Source organism: Pseudomonas sp. Sample_10, assembly GCF_004321495.1.
Taxonomy (GTDB): Bacteria; Pseudomonadota; Gammaproteobacteria; order Pseudomonadales; family Pseudomonadaceae; genus Aquipseudomonas.
The window spans coordinates 21434-40433 of sequence record NZ_RCOE01000076.1 but is presented as its reverse complement, the minus strand read 5'-3'; the positions used below and the strand labels follow the sequence as shown (position 1 = coordinate 40433).

20 protein-coding genes and 1 tRNA gene are annotated in these 19000 nt (G+C 59.3%); 16 read left to right on the top strand and 5 right to left on the bottom strand.

Features of this window, described 5'->3' with window-relative positions; genetic code table 11:
• Positions 1 to 422: 422 nt before the first annotated feature.
• From D8U18_RS07275 to D8U18_RS07250, 6 genes are all read left to right on the top strand, one after another.
• Positions 423 to 2009, top strand: a complete 1587-nt coding sequence (locus D8U18_RS07275; RefSeq protein WP_131107360.1) for an arylsulfatase — start codon at positions 423 to 425, stop codon at positions 2007 to 2009.
• Positions 2010 to 2262: 253 nt separating this feature from the next.
• Positions 2263 to 2538, top strand: a complete 276-nt coding sequence (locus D8U18_RS07270; protein ID WP_056856581.1) for a metal/formaldehyde-sensitive transcriptional repressor — start codon at positions 2263 to 2265, stop codon at positions 2536 to 2538.
• A 19-nt stretch (positions 2539 to 2557) separates the two neighbouring features.
• Complete coding sequence (gene dmeF / locus D8U18_RS07265; RefSeq protein ID WP_131107359.1) at positions 2558 to 3496, top strand: CDF family Co(II)/Ni(II) efflux transporter DmeF; 939 nt, start codon at positions 2558 to 2560, stop codon at positions 3494 to 3496.
• A gap of 39 nt (positions 3497 to 3535) precedes the next feature.
• On the top strand, positions 3536 to 3892 hold the full coding sequence (locus D8U18_RS07260; protein ID WP_056856583.1) for a hypothetical protein: 357 nt from the start codon (positions 3536 to 3538) through the stop codon (positions 3890 to 3892).
• A 2-nt stretch (positions 3893 to 3894) separates the two neighbouring features.
• Positions 3895 to 4077: a DUF1289 domain-containing protein gene (locus D8U18_RS07255; protein WP_131107358.1), complete on the top strand. Its 183-nt coding sequence runs from the start codon at positions 3895 to 3897 to the stop codon at positions 4075 to 4077.
• Positions 4078 to 4286: 209 nt separating this feature from the next.
• The gene (locus tag D8U18_RS07250) at positions 4287 to 4847 is read left to right on the top strand and encodes a lipid-binding SYLF domain-containing protein (RefSeq protein ID WP_131107357.1); all 561 of its coding nucleotides are present in this window, start codon (positions 4287 to 4289) and stop codon (positions 4845 to 4847) included.
• A 46-nt stretch (positions 4848 to 4893) separates the two neighbouring features.
• Here D8U18_RS07250 and D8U18_RS07245 read toward each other — a convergent pair whose 3' ends face one another.
• The 3 genes from D8U18_RS07245 to D8U18_RS07235 form a co-directional block, all read right to left on the bottom strand.
• Complete coding sequence (locus D8U18_RS07245) at positions 4894 to 5589, bottom strand: tRNA (adenine(22)-N(1))-methyltransferase TrmK (protein WP_131107356.1); 696 nt, start codon at positions 5587 to 5589, stop codon at positions 4894 to 4896.
• A gap of 66 nt (positions 5590 to 5655) precedes the next feature.
• The gene (locus D8U18_RS07240) at positions 5656 to 5814 is read right to left on the bottom strand and encodes a DUF2986 domain-containing protein (RefSeq protein ID WP_082557668.1); all 159 of its coding nucleotides are present in this window, start codon (positions 5812 to 5814) and stop codon (positions 5656 to 5658) included.
• 119 nt (positions 5815 to 5933) lie between these two features.
• Positions 5934 to 6860: a Gfo/Idh/MocA family oxidoreductase gene (locus tag D8U18_RS07235; protein WP_131107355.1), complete on the bottom strand. Its 927-nt coding sequence runs from the start codon at positions 6858 to 6860 to the stop codon at positions 5934 to 5936.
• Between the two features lie 304 nt (positions 6861 to 7164).
• Between D8U18_RS07235 and D8U18_RS07230 the strand changes: the two genes are divergently transcribed.
• On the top strand, positions 7165 to 8232 hold the full coding sequence (locus D8U18_RS07230) for an alpha/beta hydrolase (protein ID WP_056856588.1): 1068 nt from the start codon (positions 7165 to 7167) through the stop codon (positions 8230 to 8232).
• Positions 8233 to 8274: 42 nt separating this feature from the next.
• On the opposite strand, the gene D8U18_RS07225 is transcribed toward D8U18_RS07230, so the two are convergent.
• A complete protein-coding gene (locus D8U18_RS07225; RefSeq protein ID WP_130906197.1) occupies positions 8275 to 8667 on the bottom strand; it encodes a GFA family protein in 393 nt (130 codons plus the stop codon).
• Positions 8668 to 8821: 154 nt separating this feature from the next.
• Positions 8822 to 8896: transfer RNA gene (locus D8U18_RS07220), tRNA-Gln, on the bottom strand.
• Between the two features lie 395 nt (positions 8897 to 9291).
• On the opposite strand from D8U18_RS07220, the gene D8U18_RS07215 reads away from it, so the two are divergent.
• The 9 genes from D8U18_RS07215 (at position 9292) to D8U18_RS07175 (ending at position 18996) form a co-directional block, all read left to right on the top strand.
• On the top strand, positions 9292 to 10698 hold the full coding sequence (locus D8U18_RS07215) for an aldehyde dehydrogenase family protein (protein WP_131107354.1): 1407 nt from the start codon (positions 9292 to 9294) through the stop codon (positions 10696 to 10698).
• Positions 10699 to 10758: 60 nt separating this feature from the next.
• Complete coding sequence (locus D8U18_RS07210) at positions 10759 to 11526, top strand: metallophosphoesterase (RefSeq protein ID WP_131107353.1); 768 nt, start codon at positions 10759 to 10761, stop codon at positions 11524 to 11526.
• Between the two features lie 335 nt (positions 11527 to 11861).
• Positions 11862 to 12680 carry an alpha/beta hydrolase gene (locus D8U18_RS07205; protein ID WP_131107363.1) on the top strand — a complete coding sequence of 273 codons (819 nt, stop codon included), beginning with the start codon at positions 11862 to 11864 and terminating at the stop codon, positions 12678 to 12680.
• Between the two features lie 37 nt (positions 12681 to 12717).
• On the top strand, positions 12718 to 13842 hold the full coding sequence (locus tag D8U18_RS07200; RefSeq protein WP_241664308.1) for an ATP-binding protein: 1125 nt from the start codon (positions 12718 to 12720) through the stop codon (positions 13840 to 13842).
• 17 nt (positions 13843 to 13859) lie between these two features.
• On the top strand, positions 13860 to 14048 hold the full coding sequence (locus tag D8U18_RS07195) for a hypothetical protein (RefSeq protein ID WP_130906200.1): 189 nt from the start codon (positions 13860 to 13862) through the stop codon (positions 14046 to 14048).
• A gap of 22 nt (positions 14049 to 14070) precedes the next feature.
• Complete coding sequence (locus D8U18_RS07190; RefSeq protein WP_056856902.1) at positions 14071 to 15027, top strand: MBL fold metallo-hydrolase; 957 nt, start codon at positions 14071 to 14073, stop codon at positions 15025 to 15027.
• Positions 15028 to 15136: 109 nt separating this feature from the next.
• Entirely contained in the window at positions 15137 to 15436 is a 300-nt protein-coding gene (locus D8U18_RS07185) for a hypothetical protein (protein ID WP_056856594.1), read from the top strand.
• 161 nt (positions 15437 to 15597) lie between these two features.
• Entirely contained in the window at positions 15598 to 17337 is a 1740-nt protein-coding gene (locus D8U18_RS07180) for a dipeptidase (RefSeq protein ID WP_131107352.1), read from the top strand.
• Positions 17338 to 17547: 210 nt separating this feature from the next.
• Positions 17548 to 18996, top strand: coding sequence for a DUF3300 domain-containing protein (locus D8U18_RS07175; protein ID WP_131107351.1), 1449 nt, complete (start codon positions 17548 to 17550; stop codon positions 18994 to 18996).
• The last annotated feature ends 4 nt before the right edge of the window (positions 18997 to 19000 follow it).

Below are 19000 nucleotides of genomic sequence, written 5' to 3'. Positions count from 1 at the left end.
ACTGTCTTCCCCATGCCACTCGTCACCGCCTTCGCGAGCAAGCCCGCTCCCACAGGAATCGCATTCCGACAGGAGGAATGCGTAATTGCCGCAGCCAGGTCGGCTACCAGGCCCCCTCGGTTGCTGTGGCGGGCCCACGGAGCAGGACCGGAGCGAGGGCATGCCGAGCCTAGGCGAGGCACCGAACGAAAGGGGCAAGGGCGTTTGGTTACTTTGCGCCGGGCGGCGTTCCGCTTTTCAAAGTAACCCGCTGTAAAAGCGGAATCATAAGTCGCCGTTACCGCAGCAACGGATATGTCCACCAGCAAAACATCGCAACCCTGTAGCCGGCCACCTGATACGGGTGGCGCGATCCTTTTGACGACGCTTGAAGATCGGGCCCGGTCGCTGTTCGCGACGCCCGTCAACAAGGAGCCAGTCAGATGACTCGCATAAAAAAGTGGCTGCCAAAACTCGCCCTGCTGGCGACAACGGTCATGGCATTGTCGGCAACCGCCGGGGCTGCCGACAAACCCAACATTCTGGTGATTTTCGGCGACGACATCGGCCAGACCAACATCAGTGCCTATTCCATGGGCGTGGTCGGGTACAAGACTCCGAACATTGATCGCATCGCCAAGGAAGGCATGATGTTCACCGACTATTACGCGGAGAACAGCTGCACTGCCGGTCGCTCGTCGTTCATTACCGGGCAGTCACCACTGCGCACCGGCCTGACCAAGGTTGGTGTGCCGGGCGCCCCGATCGGTATCCAGAAGCGTGACCTCACCATCGCCCAGGCGCTCAAGTCCCAAGGCTACGCCACCGGGCAGTTCGGCAAGAACCACTTGGGCGACAAAGACGAATTCCTGCCGACCAATCACGGTTTCGACGAGTTCTTCGGCAACCTTTACCACCTCAACGCCGAAGAGGAACCCGAGCGTCCTTATTGGCCCAAGGATGACCCGGACTTCGTCAAATCCAGGACACCCCGTGGTGTGATCCATAGTTTTGCCGACGGCAAGATCGAGGACACCGGTGCCCTCACCTCAAAACGTATGGAAACCATCGACGACGAAACCACCGCCGCAGCACAGGCGTTCATCGAGAAACAGGCCAAGGCCGACAAGCCGTTCTTCGTCTGGATGAACACCACGCGCATGCACCTGTTCACCCATGTGCGCGAGTCGATGAAGGGCCAGAGCGGCATGCCCGGCAACGAATATGCCGACGGCATGCTCGAGCATGACGGTGACGTCGGCAAACTGCTGAAAACCCTCGACGACCTGAAAATCGCCGACAACACCATCGTCGTCTACACCACCGACAACGGTCCCAACCAGTTCTCCTGGCCGGACGCGGCGACCACGCCGTTCCGCAACGAGAAGAACTCCAACTGGGAAGGCGCTTACCGTGTGCCGGCGATCATTCGCTGGCCGGGCAAGATCAAGGCCGGCGAAGTGTCCAACGAGATGTTCTCGGGCATGGACTGGTTCCCGACGCTGCTGGCTGCGGCTGGTGAAGCCGATGTAAAAAACAAGCTGCTCAAAGGTTGGGCACCGACTTCCGGCGGTACCAACTTCAAAGTGCACCTGGACGGCTTCAACCAATTGCCCTACCTGACCGGGCAACAGCCTAAAGGCGAGCGCCGGGAGTTCTACTATTTCAACGACGATGGCGTGCTGGTCTCGATGCGTTACGACAACTGGAAAGTGGTCTTCGCCGAGCAACGCGATCCCGGTGGATTCACGGTCTGGAGCAGCCCGTTCGTGCCGTTGCGCGTGCCGAAACTGTTCAACCTGCGGATGGACCCCTATGAGCGGGCGGACATCGTGTCTGACCAGTATTACGACTGGACCGTGAAAAACTCCTACCTGCTGGCAGCGGGAGTGGCCAAGGCCGCAAGGTTCCTGCAGACCTTCATCGAGTACCCGCCCAGCCAGAAACCGGCCAGCTTCAGCATCGACCAGATTCGCGCGGTGGTCGACGCGAAAATCGAAGAGAAAGCCAAAGCACAAGCCAAGCCATGAGCAAAGGCCGCCGTCGACCTGGCGGTCGGCGGCGGCCTTTTGCTGCGGCTATACGTGGGGGACCCACCTCTGCTGGGTGCCCCATGCCTCTGCCTATGAGTAAACGCAGTGCCTTGCCCTGCAACCAGCAAGTTATCTGTCAGTAGCCACCACCTCCAGTCGATGATGTGTAGGCAAATCTCCGCTGAATGGCCCTTGTATAGGTATAGGGGGTATACCTATGATTCGATCAATACGGATCGAGGGTTATCCAATGGGTCATATCGCAGCCAACAAAGACGATCTTCTCAAGCGCGTCAAACGCATCGCCGGACAAATTCAGGCCGTTGAGCGGGCACTGGAATCTGATCTCGATTGCGCCAGGACGCTGCACCTTGTCGCCGCCACCCGCGGAGCGATCAACGGGCTGATGGAAGAAATCATTGAAGACCACGCCCGGGAGCACGTCGCTAACCCGGCACTCAGTGAAGAGGCGCGTAACAAGGGCGTCGAAGAGCTTCTTGAAGCGATTCGCCGTTACTCCAAGTGAAGAACGCAGGTACAGGCTCATGAGCAGCACCCACATTAATCACGCGCACGACCACGTGTTCCTTGGCTCAGCGCACGACGAAAATGCCAAGCGCACGCTTTGGGTCGTGGCGCTGACGGTGGTGATGATGGTTGGCGAGATCATCGCTGGCTACATCACAGGTTCGATGGCGTTACTCGCCGATGGCTTTCACATGGCCACCCATGCCGGCGCCTTGGGCATCGCGGCGCTCGCTTACGGATACGCCAGACGTCACGCTACCAGCCAGCGTTACAGCTTCGGCACGGGAAAAGTCGGAGACCTGGGCGGGTTCGCCTCGGCACTGATTCTCGGCATGGTAGCCCTGACCATAGGCGTTGAATCTGTGTTGCGCCTGTTGCAGCCAACGCAAGTTCAGTTCGGCACCGCTACGCTCATTGCAATAGTCGGTTTGATCGTCAACGTCATCAGTGCCCTGCTCCTGGGCCACGGACACAGCCATGACCATGACCATGACCATGACCATGACCATGACCACCACGATGATCATGCCCCTCACGGAAACGACAACAACCTGAAATCGGCCTACCTCCACGTCATCGCCGACGCGCTGACGTCGGTTCTGGCCATTGCTGCGCTGCTCGCGGGCCGGTATCTCGGTTGGGTGTGGCTGGACCCGGTCATGGGCATCGTCGGCGCCATCGTTATCGCGCGTTGGGCATGGACCTTGATGGGTGATACCGCAGGCGTATTGCTGGATCAGACAGATGCGCACGTTGCCGAGGAAATCCGCGAACGGGTTGAAAGCCCGGGGGATGCCACCATCACGGACCTGCACGTGTGGCGAATTGGGCCACAAGCCCACGCGGCCATCGTCAGCGTTCTGGGTAATGCCACTGCGAACGCCGACAGCATTCGTGAAAGACTCAAGCCGGTTCACGAAGTCAGGCATCTGACGGTCGAGTTTCGTCCGGTCTGATTGCACAGCGCCCTTCCATTGTCTCCCAAGGAAACTCCAATGCCCCCAGGCAAACGTGAATTGGCGCGGGTCGAACGCCAATTGATAACCACGCTCACCGACGCGTGCGAAACAGCCAAAGGTGAAATCAAAGGCTTTACCTGGCTCACCCACACCGCCGATTTGAACAAGCTAATTGAAACACTGAGGATCACCTGGGTGTTCGAAACCCAGGCCGATAAAAAACTCGCTGAGGTCAACGCAAAGGCGCGCATCTTCGAGCTGACGGCCATGGCGTTGAACGAGGCAAACATCGACCTGACGCCATCAGACCTCACTGTCCGCTTCGATTCTGAGGAGGAATGTCAACGCACTCATCATGGCGACTGGCAGAAGCGTCTGGCTAAAGGTAATTGACGATGGCAAAAGAAATCGAAAACCCTTGCATCTCGGTGTGCCAGTTGAGCGGCGAACTGTGTGTGAGTTGTGGAAGAAGCAAGGAGGACATCAGGAAGTGGAAACGCATGAAGCGGCCGGAAAAAATGGCCGCAGTGCAAAGGGCGAAAGTGCGCTTGAAGGGGCTGACGAAGGCGCACGGATAAGCTCAACCGGAACCCCGCCAATGCGCAGAGGTCACTACCAATGATGGCCTCGCAACCGATCCCGAAACCTCGGGCCGACTTCAATGAAGAGCGAAGCTGCATTTCACACACTTTAGGGTGCGCCGGATAACATTCAGCGCATTCGGTTCCTGCCGGCGGCAGGGGTCGAACGCTGAGTCCATCCAATGCTCCCTTTTCGGAGTACGGAAATGACTCAATCATCGCGATTCATCCTGTCGTTGTTCTTCGCCCTTGCATCTCTGGCATCCGTCAGTCTCTTGAACAATGCAGGAGCAGCCACTGCCGAAGACTTGAACACCGACTCCCGCCAAGCCTTGGAAACGCTCTACAAGGCCAACCCATTTTCCGAAACCATTTCGAAAAAGGCCAAAGCCATACTGGTCTTCCCGAAAATCATCAAGGCCGGGCTGGTGTTCGGCGGCAGCTACGGCGAAGGCGTGCTGATGAAAGGCAACCAGGTCCAGGACTATTACAACTCGGTCAGCGGCTCGTGGGGACTACAGGCAGGCGCCCAATCGTACGGATATGTGGTTTTCCTGATGACCGACAAAGCGGTGAAATACATCGCAGACACAAAGGGTTGGGAGATCGGCGTAGGGCCTACGGTCGTGGTAGTCGATGAAGGGGTATCAAAGAACCTCTCCAGCTCGACACTCAAGGACGATGCCTACGCGTTCATCTTCGACCAGCAAGGTTTGATGGCCGGGATCAGCATTGAAGGTACGAAGATTTCCCTCATCAAGCGTTGAACTGGCTGTTCTCACGAAGCCGTGCAGATGCGCGGCTTCGTTAGTTCTAAGCCAATAACTCGGCAATCCACCGGGCCTGTCGGGCGACGTCCTCGACCTTCTCCTCGGGTACGGTTTGTCGCGCGCTGGCGAAGCTGCCAAGTGTCTTGTGCTTCTCCCGCAGCATTCGTTGCCACTTGCCAAGAAACGCCGGGCTGCGCTGCTGCATTTGCAACGGACCGAAGTACAGCTCCTCGGGGGTATACAGCACCCGCTCGGCGCGTTCGGCGACGATGATTTCGTAATAGAAGCGGTTTTCTCGCAACACCTCTTCACTGAGGATGCAATAGCCATTGTCCATCAGCCATTGACGCAACGGCTGCTCGCCACCGTTGGGTTGCAGGATCAGCCGTTCCTGACCGCTCAGGCGTGCCTTGCCGGCGTCGAGGATGTCACGGATCGTCTCGCCGCCCATGCCGCAGATGCTCACCGCCGTAATCCCGTCATGCGGCTCGATCGCCGCCAGGCCATCGGCCAGGCGCACGCTGATCTGCAGATCCTGACCATTCTCACGTACGGTGCGTTCAGCCGCACGGAACGGCGTCAAGGCCACTTCGCCGGCCACCGCCATCGCGATGACGCCACGACGCAGCAGCGCGACCGGCAGGTAACCGTGATCCGAGCCGATATCGGCCAGTCGCGCACCTACCGGCACCTGCGCTGCCACGCGCTCCAGGCGCGTGGACAATGTCTGTTCGTTCAAAAGCAGCCCTTTTCACTTCCAGCGATGCTTCAGGCCGCAACCGGCCGGTTTCCAATACGTCGTTACTCAGCTCTCAGCAGACACCGATGAGTCCTGGCTGGACTCGGCCGCCAATTTCAACCGGTCGGCCTTACTGATGTACTTAGGCTTTTTCGGTGCCAATTTGGCACTGGCCTTTTTCGCCTTTTCCTTGAACAACTGCTGTAGTTTCTTTTGACGATTCATGTTTTTTACTCGGCGATTCTTGGGCAACTGAGCGTCACTTTAACAAACGTACCGGACGGCTGGGAAACCCAGTGAGCCATTTGCAGGCTCACGTGCGTGTGCCCTCGCCCGAACGGTCGTTAATCGTAGAATGGCTCGACCAGGGTCCGGCTGCCGACAAAAAAGCTGTCGGCCACCAGTCGCAATGGCTGGAGGTCCAGATCACTGCCTTTGTCGCCTATCAACTGTTGGAAGTGTCGATACACCGCCGCGTACTCGCCCTCCTCCGATACCGCCCGGGGCACGCCGTCGATGCTCAGCAGCGCGCCACCGTTATCCAGTCGCAGGACGCCTTCGGCGCAGCGAATCTCGATGCTCCAGAGCTCATCATGACCGTGATCGAAATCGAATTCCGCGCGGACGTCGAGGTGACGTGCATCGGACATCTTGATCGAAGCGGCAATCGGTGACTGGCAGTTGTCGGGGACGCGCAGCTCGGCGGACTCGACAAACAGCGGCAGCGCCAGCAGATGGGTGACAATCGACAAGGCGTTGATGCCCGGATCAAAGACGCCCAGACCGCCGGGTTGCCAGATCCACGCTTGGCCGGGGTGCCACTTGCGCACGTCTTCCTTCCAGTCGATCTGCACGCTTTGCAGGGTGCGTGTGGCCAGCCAGTCACGGGCGGCTTCAATGCCGGGCGCGTAGCGGGAATGCCAGGCGAACAAACCGCTGACGCCTTGCTCGGCGACCTGGCCAACCAACGCCATTGCTTCACCCAACGTGGCGCACGGCGGCTTTTCCACCAGCACGTGTTTACCCGCGGCCAGCGCTTGTTGAACCAGGGCGAATCGCCCTTGCGGTGGAGTACAGAACGCAATCGCATCGACGTGCGGGCCGTTTTCCAGCAGCTCGCCCAGGGAGCGGAAATTCTCTACTCCAGCGCAGGGTTGCCCTTGCGTGGCGACAGACACCAACTGGAACGAGGGGTTGGCGGTGATGGCTGGAACGTGTTGATCCTGAGCAATCTTGCCGTAGCCCACCAGACCGAGACGGATTGGATGCATCAATGACTCCTGATTTTTTCGTGTTGTTTTGATCAGCGAACTGGCGAGATTACGTTTGAATCACAAGGAAGTCATTGACGACGTGTTGGCGGTTCAAAGCGACCTATCCTCAAGGATCTATTGCATGGCGCATCGAACCCGTCGCTCTGTATCACTGTGTATCTGAATCCCGTCACGATACACAGGCTTTCACCTGATCAGCGATTCGACACAGGCCAGATACGTCAGCGCATTCAAATGCAAGCAAGGTTTGAAGGGGCTCAGCCAGAACCCTTGGCCAATGGCTTGCAACGGAGACATCACGATGAAGATGGCACTGCAGAACAACACCCATGGCAAAATCCGCCGTCGACTGGTGGGTTCGTCGATCCTCGCATTCACCTTGCTTGGCGCTTTCGGTGTGGCCTACGGGCAAACAACCACCAGCGGACAACCCGCTGCAGCCAGTGCCGGCACCCGCTATTCGGCACCTTCTCCATTCGGCCCGCTCAAGCATGTCAACGCCGGCTTGCTGAGCGTGGCGTATGCCGAAACGGGTCCGGCCGATGGCCCGGTGGTGATTCTTCTGCACGGCTGGCCGTACGACATTCACAGCTATGACGACGTCGCTCCGCTGCTCGCAGCCAAGGGTTATCGGGTGCTGATGCCGTATGCGCGGGGTTACGGCGATACGCATTTCCTGTCGGATAAAACGCTACGCAACGGCCAGCCCGCTGCCCTCGCCAGTGATGTCATCGACTTCATGGATGCGCTGAACATCAAGCAAGCGGTGCTCGGTGGCTACGATTGGGGTGCACGCTCGGCTGACATCGTCTCGGCGCTGTGGCCGGAACGGGTCAAGGCACTGGTTTCGGTCAGCGGCTATCTGATCGGTAACCAGGCGGCCGGCAAGAACCCCTTGCCGCCCAAGGCCGAGCTGCAATGGTGGTATCAGTTTTATTTCGCCACTGACCGTGGCCGCGCGGGTTACGAGAAAAACACCCATGACTTCGCCAAGTTGATCTGGCAGTTGGCTTCGCCGAAATGGGCGTTCGACGACGCCACCTTCGATCGCAGCGCCAAGGCGCTGGAAAACCCGGACCATGTCGATATCACCGTGTTCAACTACCGCTGGCGCCTGGGTCTGGTGCAAGGTGAAAGCCGATACGAAGCGTTGGAGCAGAAACTCGCCACGGCGCCTTCCATCAGCGTACCGACCATCACGCTCGAGGGCGACGCCAACGGCGCACCGCACCCAAATCCAGAGGACTACGCCAAACGCTTTACCGGCAAATACGAATTCCGCCTGATCAACGGCGGTATCGGCCACAACCTGCCGCAGGAAGATCCAAAAGCGTTCGCCAAGGCTGTGATTGACGCAGATCACCTCTGACGGCAATCCGAAACGCGCAGAGGCCGTGGCTTCTGCGCGGTTTCACGGCTCTTCACGGCCAGGATTCTCTCGATCTCGCTCGTACTGCCGCGCAAGGGCAAACGCAGGCAGCCAGGACTCGCGACGAATGGTCCAGAGTTCGTAGGTGGGCTTCAGTTGGTTCGGAGCATCGAATGCCCCAAGGCTCACTTCGACTTCATCGCCGCTGCGACCGAAAACGGACGAGCCACAGCGCGGGCAGAAATGCCGCCCGGCGTAGTCGCGGGTTTCACCCTCGACACTCACCGCATCCGCAGGAAAAATCGCCGACGCCTGAAACAACGCGCCGCTGTGCTTGCGGCAGTCAAGGCAATGACAAATACCCACCCGGTACGGCAGCCCCGACGCCACAATCCTTACGTTGCCGCAAAGGCAACCACCAGTGAAACGCTGCATGCCGTGCCTCCTGTGAAATAAAGCCTTGCAAGCCGCTGAGTCCAGGCCAACGCCCTACTTTGAGGAGACACTACAGAGATGAATATGTTGCAGAGACAATCATCCAGGACTCGCACCTCATTGGCCGAGTGATTGAAGCTGGATGTGGAAAAAATGGCAGGGGCGGCTGGATTCGAACCAACGCATGGCAGGATCAAAACCTGCTGCCTTACCGCTTGGCGACGCCCCTGTAGCTGTTGCTGCGAGTGCCTGGCACTCGTTTTTGACTTCGCAGCTTGCAAGCCCTGGGAGAGCCCCTGCGAAAGTGCGCGAAATTTAACAACTTTCGTTACGTCTGGGAAGCCCTTCTTAAACATTTATTTGATTTAAAACAGCCAGTTACTGGCGTATCAAGTGGCGCGAACAGCCTTGCGACGAGGCGATACGTGGTTCCTGGCCGATATCTGGGGTGAAACAAGAAGGCGACAGATCCGACAATGCGCTCCCTGGGTGTTCTCATAAACTGAACATAAGCTTCTCAATTATTCATTTTTTCAAACAACCACCAACGTTTACCTTGGCGCCAGGTTTGAAAGGCACAGCAGCCTGAATCGCCCCTTTTTCGTTTGACTCGAGGTAGCTCCCATGTCTGAACAATCCCTGGCAGTGCACGCCCCTTTCGATGGCGCTATCGTCGGTCACGTGGTGGTCTCCACCGAGGCCGATGTCGAGCGGGCACTGAGTGTTGCCCATGGCATTTTCCGCGACCGCAGCCAGTGGTTGTCCAAGCCTCGGCGGATTGAAATCCTGCAGCGCGCCGCCCAATTGATCGGTGCGCGCAAGGTGGCGATTGCCACCCAGGCGGCCAGCGAAGGCGGCAAGCCGTTGAAGGACTCGATCACCGAAGTCGAGCGCGGCATCGACGGCATCCTCAATTGCATCGAGGTGCTGCGCACCGAAGGCGGTCATGTGATCCCGATGGGCCTGAACGCCACGTCAGCCAACCGGGTGGCCTTCACCCAATACGAACCGATCGGCGTGGTCGTGGCCGTCTCGGCATTCAACCATCCGTTCAACCTGATCGTGCATCAAGTGGTCCCGGCCATTGCCGTCAGTGCGCCCGTGGTCGTCAAGCCCGCGGCCAACACGCCGCTGAGCTGCCGGACATTGCTCGATATCCTGGCCGAAGCCGGCCTCCCCAAAGGTTGGGCGCAGATGGTGCTGCCGACTGACAACGCGATCACCGGCAAACTGGTGGCTGACCCACGGGTGGGTTTCTTCAGCTTCATCGGCTCGGCGGCGGTGGGCTGGATGTTGCGTTCGACCCTCGCTCCGGGAACCCGCTGCGCGCTGGAGCACGGCGGCGTGGCGCCAGTGATTCTCGCGGCGGATGCCGACCTCGACGATGCCCTGCCGCGCATTGCCCGTGGCGGCTTCTGGCACGCGGGACAGGCTTGCGTGAGCGTGCAGCGGATTTTCTGCCATCGCAGCATCGCCGAACAGGTTGCCGTGCGACTGGGCCAATCGGGCGATGCGATGGTCGTGGGAGATCCGACCGATATCACCACCGATGTCGGCCCGCTGATCGCCGAGCGTGAAGTGAACCGTGTCAGCCAATGGGTGAACGACGCCGTTGCCGGTGGCGCCCGTTTGATCTCAGGTGGCCGCGCACTCGGCAACAACTGCTACGCGCCCACTGTCTTGCTCAATCCGTCCATCAATTCGAACGTGATGCAGAAAGAAGTCTTCGGCCCGGTGGTGGCGGTGTACGCCTACGACGACCTGGCCGATGCGATCCAGCTGGCCAACGCCCTGCCCTATGCCTTCCAGGCGGCGGTATTCACCCGGGACCTGGACACCGCCATGCAGTGCTATCAGGACCTCGACGCCACGGCGGTGATGGTCAACGAAAACACCCTGTTCCGCGTCGACTGGATGCCGTTCGCCGGCGCGCGTCTGTCCGGCCATGGCGTGGGCGGTATTCCTCACACCATGAAAGAGATGCAGGTCGAGAAGATGATGGTCTGGCGGTCCCGGGCGGTGCGTGGATAAACGGCTTGATCGGCTTCGATCTCGTGCGCTAGCTTCTATTGCAAATACAGGAGCTGACCCATGCGCATCGCCTTGCTGTCCGACATCCACCTGTCCGTCAATGCGATCCCGTTTCCCGACGTGCACGCCGATGTCGTCGTGCTCGCCGGGGATATTTCGCGACCGGCTGCTGCCATCGAGTGGGCCAAGGCATGCCCTGTCCCGATTATGTATGTGGCCGGCAATCACGAGTTTTACGGCAGTGACCTGATCTCGACCCATGACCAGTTGCGCACGTTGACGCAAGGCACACAGATCCACGTGCTGGAGCGCTCGGAATACATCCACCAAGGTGTGCGATTCCTGGGATGTACGTTGTGGTCCGACTATCGGCTTTACGATGACGCGCAAGAACGGGCGCATGGCATTGATCTGGCGACAGCGTTGGTGCGGGACTTCAGCCGCATCAGAATCTCGCCCGATTTCGCAGACCTGTTCAGCCCGGCGGTGTCGCAGTTGATTTTTCTGCAGACCGTTGCCTGGCTGGATGACTGTTTCACCAGCGACAGCACCACGCCCACGGTGGTGATTTCTCACTTCGCCCCGACACGGTCGAGCATCAGCCCGATGTTTGCCGAGTCGCCGATCAATTCGAGTTTTGTCTCCGACCTTGAGCAGCGGATCAAGGCGTGGCAACCGGCCCTTTGGCTGCATGGACATACCCATGGCAGCTTTGATTATCGGGTGGGCGATACCCGCGTTGTGTGCAATGCCCGGGGCTATGCGAAAGAAGGGGTCAATGAGAACCCGGAATTTGATCAAGCGTTGGTCATCGAGCTGCCAGCCTGAATCACTTGCAACACGCCCTCGCCCGGCCGCTTTTCATACCAAAGCGTTAGTTTCAAACACCCATGTCTGGTGGTCAGTAACCTGCTTGGCCGATAAATTTTCCACAGCCGTGGAAACGTACTCGGGCCTTGCAGGTGCCCCCTCCTCCAGAACCTACATGAGTAATGACGATGACTGACGAGACAAGCGGAACCACACGTCGTGGCTTGATCACCACCGGCGCCATGGCTGCGGCCCTGGCGGTGACCCTGCCTGCGCTGGCAGCGCAGCAGACACAGGGATCGGCAACCGCCGCTGCGCCGGGCAAAAGCGACGGTCATGCCAGTGGCTCGGGGATGCTCACCGTCAAGGACGGTACGCAGATTTTCTACAAGGACTGGGGCAGCGGCCAACCGATCGTGTTCCACCACGGCTGGCCACTGTCCAGCGACGACTGGGATGCGCAAATGCTGTTTTTCCTCAGCAAGGGCTTCCGTGTCATCGCCCACGATCGCCGTGGTCACGGTCGGTCCTCCCAGACCGCTGTCGGCAACGAAATGGACACCTACGCCGCCGACGTCGCTGAACTGATGGCGCACCTGAACATCTGGAATGCCGTGCACATCGGTCACTCCACCGGAGGCGGTGAAGTGGCCCGTTACGTGGCGCGCCATGGCCGTGGTCGCGTGGCCAAAGCGGTATTGATCGGCGCGGTACCACCGATCATGCTGCGCACTGCGAAAAATCCGGGCGGCATTCCGATGGACGTCTTCGATGGCTTGCGCAAGGCCGTGGCGGAAAATCGCACGCAGTTTTATCGCGAGTTTCCGAGTGGGCCGTTCTATGGGTTCAATCGCCCCGGCGCAAAACTGTCCGAAGCGATCGTCGACAACTGGTGGCGCCAGGGTATGAATGGCGGGGTCAAGGCGCAGTACGATTGCATCAAGGCCTTTTCGGAAACCGACTTCACCGACGACCTGAAAAACATCGAGGTGCCAACCCTGGTGTTGCACGGTGAAGACGACCAGATCGTACCGATTGCCGACTCGGCACACCTGTCGATCAAACTGCTGCGCCACGGCACGCTGAAAACCTACCCCGGCCTGCCCCATGGCATGTGCACGACCCATGGCGACGTGATCAACGCCGACCTTCTGGCGTTCATCAAGGCTTGATGCCCTTGGGCTGCGGCAGCATCGCAAGAGCCGGATCATGCTGAACGTCATGTCCGGCTCCCCGCGCGTCAGGGCAAAGTGCCTGGCGCTATGGGCAACTACATTCGCGATATTCATCGTCGATACCCTCACGGAACTGGATATCGCAGTGGCAGTGCTTTATGTCCTGGTCATCATGATGGCCATGGGCACATGCTCGATTCGCGGGCTGCGCCGGGTTGCACTGATCTGTGCGCTGCTGACGGCTGCCGCGTTCTTTTTTTCTCACCGCGATCATCCGTTCAGTGCCGCGCTAGCCCGTTGCCTTGTCAGTCTGACGGCCATTGGTATTGCCACCTGGCTGGCATTGAAAAATCGTCGCACCCGCGATGAACTTCAGGAGCAATTCAGTTTGCTGGCCCATACCCATGATGTCGAAGCGCGGCTGCATCGCGCGCAAATCGAACTCGCCCATATATGCCGAATCACCACGATGGGCGAGCTGTCAGCGTCGATTGCCCACGAAGTGAATCAGCCCCTGGCCGCGATAGCTTCCAGTGCCGAAGCGGCCCAGCGCTGGCTCGACCGCCCGAGTCCCGATCTCAAGGAAGCCGGCGCCGCCATCGCCAGGGCGGCCAGTAATGCGCGTCGAGCAGCCGAGGTCATCAAGCGTATTCGTGATCTGACTCGCAAAAGCGATTCGCTCTACGAAGAACTCGATCTGCAATCGGTAGTAACCGATTCGCTGGCCCTGCTTGACCGGGAAATCCAGAGCCATAAGGTGCGAGTGGCTTGCTCGTTTGCATCCCCGTCGCTTTGGGTGTCGGGCGATCGAATCCAGCTGCAGCAGGTGGTGATCAACCTGATCATGAACAGTCTGCAGGCCATGAACGGCCACAAGAGTTCACCCCGAGAGCTGCAAGTTCGAATTTATCGGCAAGAGAGTCATGCAGTGGTGGAGGTGCAGGATAACGGCCCGGGAATTGATCAACATCATCTCGCGCTGCTGTTCGATGCGTTTTTCACCACCAAGGAAAATGGCATGGGGATCGGCCTGTCCATCTGCCGCTCTATCATCGAGTTGCACGGTGGACGCATCCGGGCAGACAGTCAGCCCAACCTGGGCGCGACCTTCTCGTTCTCCCTGCCGGTTTCCCCAGCCAACGGCCAACCATCGAATTAACACCGAGCTGATCTTCCATGAATCTGCCAACCGTGCTGTCCGGCGCGCAGCACTTCGACCTTTGGTTGGGAACGATCACGCTAAAGCCCTACGGTTCTATACCTGCGTATGGTATCGAGCGCGGTGCGTCGAGATGCACACTCTTTCTCCAGGCGATCCGTCGCTTTAGCAGCGAACAATCGGCATTGGCCAACGATTTTTTTTGACCCAGGCAATCGGAGAATGAGCATGACAACGCATCTGGATTACCCATCCCAAAAGGCTGGCGCACATCAGACAGGCAATGGTCAGCAGCAGCCAGGCTTGCTTGACACCGAACTGGTTCCTTCGCGCTATGCCGTGCGGGTCGGCGAGATTGACGTGCTGGTGATCAGCGATGGTGTCCTGCCACTGCCGACCTCGACGATGTCTACCAATGCCGACCCCGCCGCCCGCGCCGCCTGGTTCAAGGACATGTTCCTCGGGCCGGACGCGTTCGACTGGGCGCTGAACGTGCTGGTGATCCGCAGCGGCGACCAGACCATACTCGTCGACGCAGGCCTCGGCGGGCAGTTCCCAGGGTTTCCAAGGGCCGGGCAATTTCCCAAGCGCCTGCAGGCCGCCGGCATCGATCTTGGATCCGTGACCGATGTGGTGATTACCCACATGCACATGGACCACATCGGCGGCCTGCTCGTCGACGACGTGAAGAACAAGTTGCGGCCAGACGTGCGCATCCACGTGTCGGCGACTGAAGTCGCTTTCTGGGAGACACCTGATTTCACCCACACCGACATGCCGGCGCCGGTGCCGGACGTGCTGCGCGCCACCGCCAACCAATTCATCAACGATTACCGCAGCAACGTGCGAACTTTCGAAGACCAATACGAGGTGGCCCCGGGCGTCGTCGCCAAAGTCACCGGTGGCCACACCCCGGGGCACTGCGTGGTCTACGTGAACTCCGGTGGCGAACGCTTGACCTTCGCCGGCGACGCCCTGTTTCCGGTGGCCTTCGAGCACCCCGACTGGCACAACGGCTTTGAACATGACCCCGAGGAATCGGTTCGCGTTCGGGTTCGACTGATGCAGGAAGCGGCGGCGAGCGGTGAACTGTTTGTCGCCACGCACCTGCCGTTTCCTTCCGTTGGCCGCGTAGCCATCGACGGCAAAGCGTTTCGCTGGGTAGCGGCGTTCTGGGATTACTGACCGTTTGCTGGTGCATCCGGCCTCTACAATCAAATAGAGGCCGGACGGTAAGCCTGATCCCGTCTAAGCTGAACGATACACATCTGAGCCTCTTCACAGGGGAAGCGCGATGACGGGTAAACACACGCACCACTGCTCGTCATGGCTGCTGCCTTGCCTGCTCGCCATCAACCTGGCGCTCACCGCCGGATGTTCGAGCAAAACCGCCACAGCTCGCTATTCGTCCGCAACCATCGGTTCGGCCTGCTATGCCAAAGCCCTTCCCACTGTCGGCGAGGGTGGCCTGGCCTGGGGCGACACCCTGAACATGGCTCGCCAGAAATCGATGAGCAATTGCGCACGCTATGCGGGGCGGTCCGGTGGTACGCCAAGTACCTGCCAAGTGGTGCTGGCGGAATGCAAGCATTGATAAATCGGATGTTTCGTTTCTGCGCCGCTTTTGCATTTCTGTGCGACAGATCCCACTTAGGGGGCTCCCGTTTCACACGCTCGCGGTGTTAGCTTGGGAACGTTTCTGATTAAACGATCAGATATTTCCCACACACTGCCTGCAAAGGAATGCCCCCAGCAATGGACTTTTCACTCAAGCACCTGGCCGCGACCACACTGATGATCGCCAGCCTGTCGACGTTCACCTCCGCTGCCCACGCCAACATCACACCGCAACAGAGTGCGATCATTCTCAAGGCTTTCAATGATGCCTCGGTCAAGGATTTCCGGCAGTTCCTTGGCAGCCTGGCCAAGAGCGATATCGCCAAGGCCGACAATCTCGGACCTGCTATCAGCGCCTTCCTGAACAACAAGGCACTGACGGCTGAGCAACAGAACGAAATCCATCGTTTGCTTGGCCTTTATGCGCGGGTGAAATACGGCAGCGCGGCGACCGAAACCTTGAAGGAACTGGTGGCCATCCCGACCGTACGCGTCGACGGTGTGGAACAACATGACAACCCTGAATTCATCAAGATCGCCGATAAGATCAAAGGTCTTGCCCAGGCGTTCAACCTGAACTTCCGCAACATCGACAACCGCGTTTATGAAATCTCCCTCAATGGCAGCGGCGATGAAGTCGTGGGCATTCATGCCCATGCCGACGTGGTGCCGGTGACTCCGGAGAACTGGGTCTTGCAGGATGGTACCCGCCTCGACCCGTTCAAGGTCACGCTGATCGGCGACCGCATGTATGGCCGTGGCACCGAAGATGACAAGAACGGCATCGTAGTGGCGATGTACGCGATGAAAATCATCAAGGAAGAGAACCTGCCGCTGGCCAGAAACTTCAAGCTGCTGGTCGACACCACCGAAGAAACCACGGGCGATGCCATCCCCTACTATTTCGAACGCAACCCGACGCCCAACTACAACCTGGCGCTGGATGGCGGCTATCCGGTAGTGATCGCCGAGAAAGGCTACGGCACGGTCATGGCCAGCTTCGCCAAGCGTGCCGGCCAAGGCAAAGGTGCCGAAATCATCGCCATGACCGGCGGCCTGGCCACTAACCAGATTCCGTCGACATCGGTCGCCACGCTGGTGACAGGCCAGCCCGCTGAGCTGGCCGCCAGCCTGCAAAAGGCCGGCACCGAATATGCCCAGCGCAATGGTGGCAACTTCGACATCGCCGCCAAGGTCGTCGGCAAGGACGTCAAACTAACGGTTACCGGCGTGTCTGCGCACTCCTCCGAGCCCGAATCCGGAGTCAATCCGGTGGCGAGGATGCTCGATTTCATCAACGGCCTCGACGGCAAGGTTGCGCTCAAGCACAACCACATCACTGACGCCGCTCGCTACGCGGCCGACAACTGGGGCCTGGATTACCTGGGTGGCAAATTGGCGGTCGGGTTTTCCGATGAGTTCATGGGGCCGCTGACCACTTCCCTGACCTATGTCGGTGAGGATGAAAAAGCGTTCAAACTCGCGGTCAACCTGCGCGTGCCGAAAGGCAAATCCCCGCAAGTGCTTAAATCGGAAATCGCCGGGAAGCTCGACGCCTGGAGCAAGAAAAGCAACATCGCTGTGGCCTTCGACTATTCGATCGCCGAACCGATGTATCGCAACCCTGAAGGGGAATGGGTCAAGGCCCTGCTCGCCGTGGCCAGTGAAAACCTTGGCATGGAACACAAGTTCGGTACCTCCGCTGGCGCCACCTCGGTGCATGAACTGCCCAACGGTGTGCAATTCGGCCTGGCAATGCCTGACGTCAAATACACCGGCCACAACGATAACGAATTCAAGACTACCGAGCAGTTTTTGCTCGACTTGCAGATCGTCACCGAAATGATGGGCCGTATCGGTCAGTTGCCGAAACTCTGATGCACCTTCGGACCCTCCGTTCTGGCGGGTCCATTTTGCGCACCACCGCGCAAGATCACAGAATATTGTTGCGCAAGGCATGGCAAATCCCGGCTGGCTGCTACGATTAAAAAGCGCCAACGAACTGAGGTCTGCCGCCTGCCAGGTCGGCATTGACCTCGCTGAAGTTGATCCACTCATCCAGGCCTGCCCGACCCCAGGGAGGGAGCAATGCGTATTCCATTGTTTTACGCGATGTCGGCATTGCTGCTTTTAAGCGCAGGTCCTTGCCTGGCGCAAGCGACGCAGACAACCGCACCGGCCCCGGCAAACGCTGCCGACACCGCGCCCGTAAAAGAGGCGGTGTTCAATCAAGAACAACTGGATCAAATGCTGGCGCCTATTGCGCTTTATCCTGATCCCTTGCTGGCGCAGGTGCTGATGGCGACCACCTACCCTGGCGAAGTCGCCGAGGCCGTCACTTGGTCCAAGGCTCACCCGGATGCCAAGGGCGATGATGCGGTCAAACAAGTGGCGAACCAGACCTGGGACCCGAGCGTGCAGGCGTTGGTCGCCTTTCCGCAGGTGCTGGCCACGCTGGGCCAGGACCCTGTCTGGGTACAACGCCTGGGTGATGCCTTCCTGGCGCAGCCCGACGATGTGATGAACGGCGTGCAACGCCTGCGTCGTCAAGCCCAGGCGGCGGGCAACCTGCAGAGCAACCAGTATCAGAACGTCACGGTTCAAGCGCCTGCGCCCGCACCCGCCTCTGCCCCAGCCCCGGCCAGCAGCACGTCCACCATCATCATTCAGCCTGCCGATCCACAGGTCGTGTACGTGCCCACGTATAACCCGACAACCACTTACGGCACCTGGGCCTATCCAGCGTCGCCTCCCGTGTACTACCCGCCACCACCGGCCTATTACCCCGGTTCGGCATTGATGGCTGGACTGGCGTTCGGCACCGGTGTGGCGATCATCGGTTCGTTGTGGGGTGATTGCGACTGGAACGACAACGACATCGACATCGATGTCGACCGCTATAACAACATCAATCGCAATAACCAGATCACCAATAACAAGTGGCAACACAACGCCGTTCACCGCGATGGGGTGCCTTACCGGGACAGCCGCAGCCGTGAACAATACGGCCGCCAACTGAGCGGTGCGAATCAGCGTGATGCCTATCGAGGCGACAACGCGCAACGCGCCCAGGCACGTGAAAAAGCCCGTAGCTCAATGGACAGACACGGTATCGAACGCCCCGCCACCAGCAATCGCGAAGCCCGCGATCAAGCCCGCCGAGCCCAGTCGGACAACATAGCCGGCAACCGCATGCAGTCCGGCGCAGACCGACCAAGAACGTCTGACAGAGCCCAGAACACCGCCAGGAATACTCGGGAGAATCAACAGCCCCGTAGAGACGCCGGCCAGGTCAATCAGCGTTCACAAGACCGTTCACAAGTGCGCCAGACGGCGCAGAACAGACCGGCCGCCAGTGCAGGCAGTGCCCGCAACAACGCATTTGCCGGCGCACGTTCACCGTCTCAGAGCAATGTACAAGCGGCTCGTGGCCGAGCCAGCCAGGCATCTGCCATGCGCCCCAGCGCGGCGCGGTCTGCCGGCCACCAGATCAGTCGGCCATCCGCACCAGCGCGTCAAAGGGGGGGCCGCCGTTGAAAAA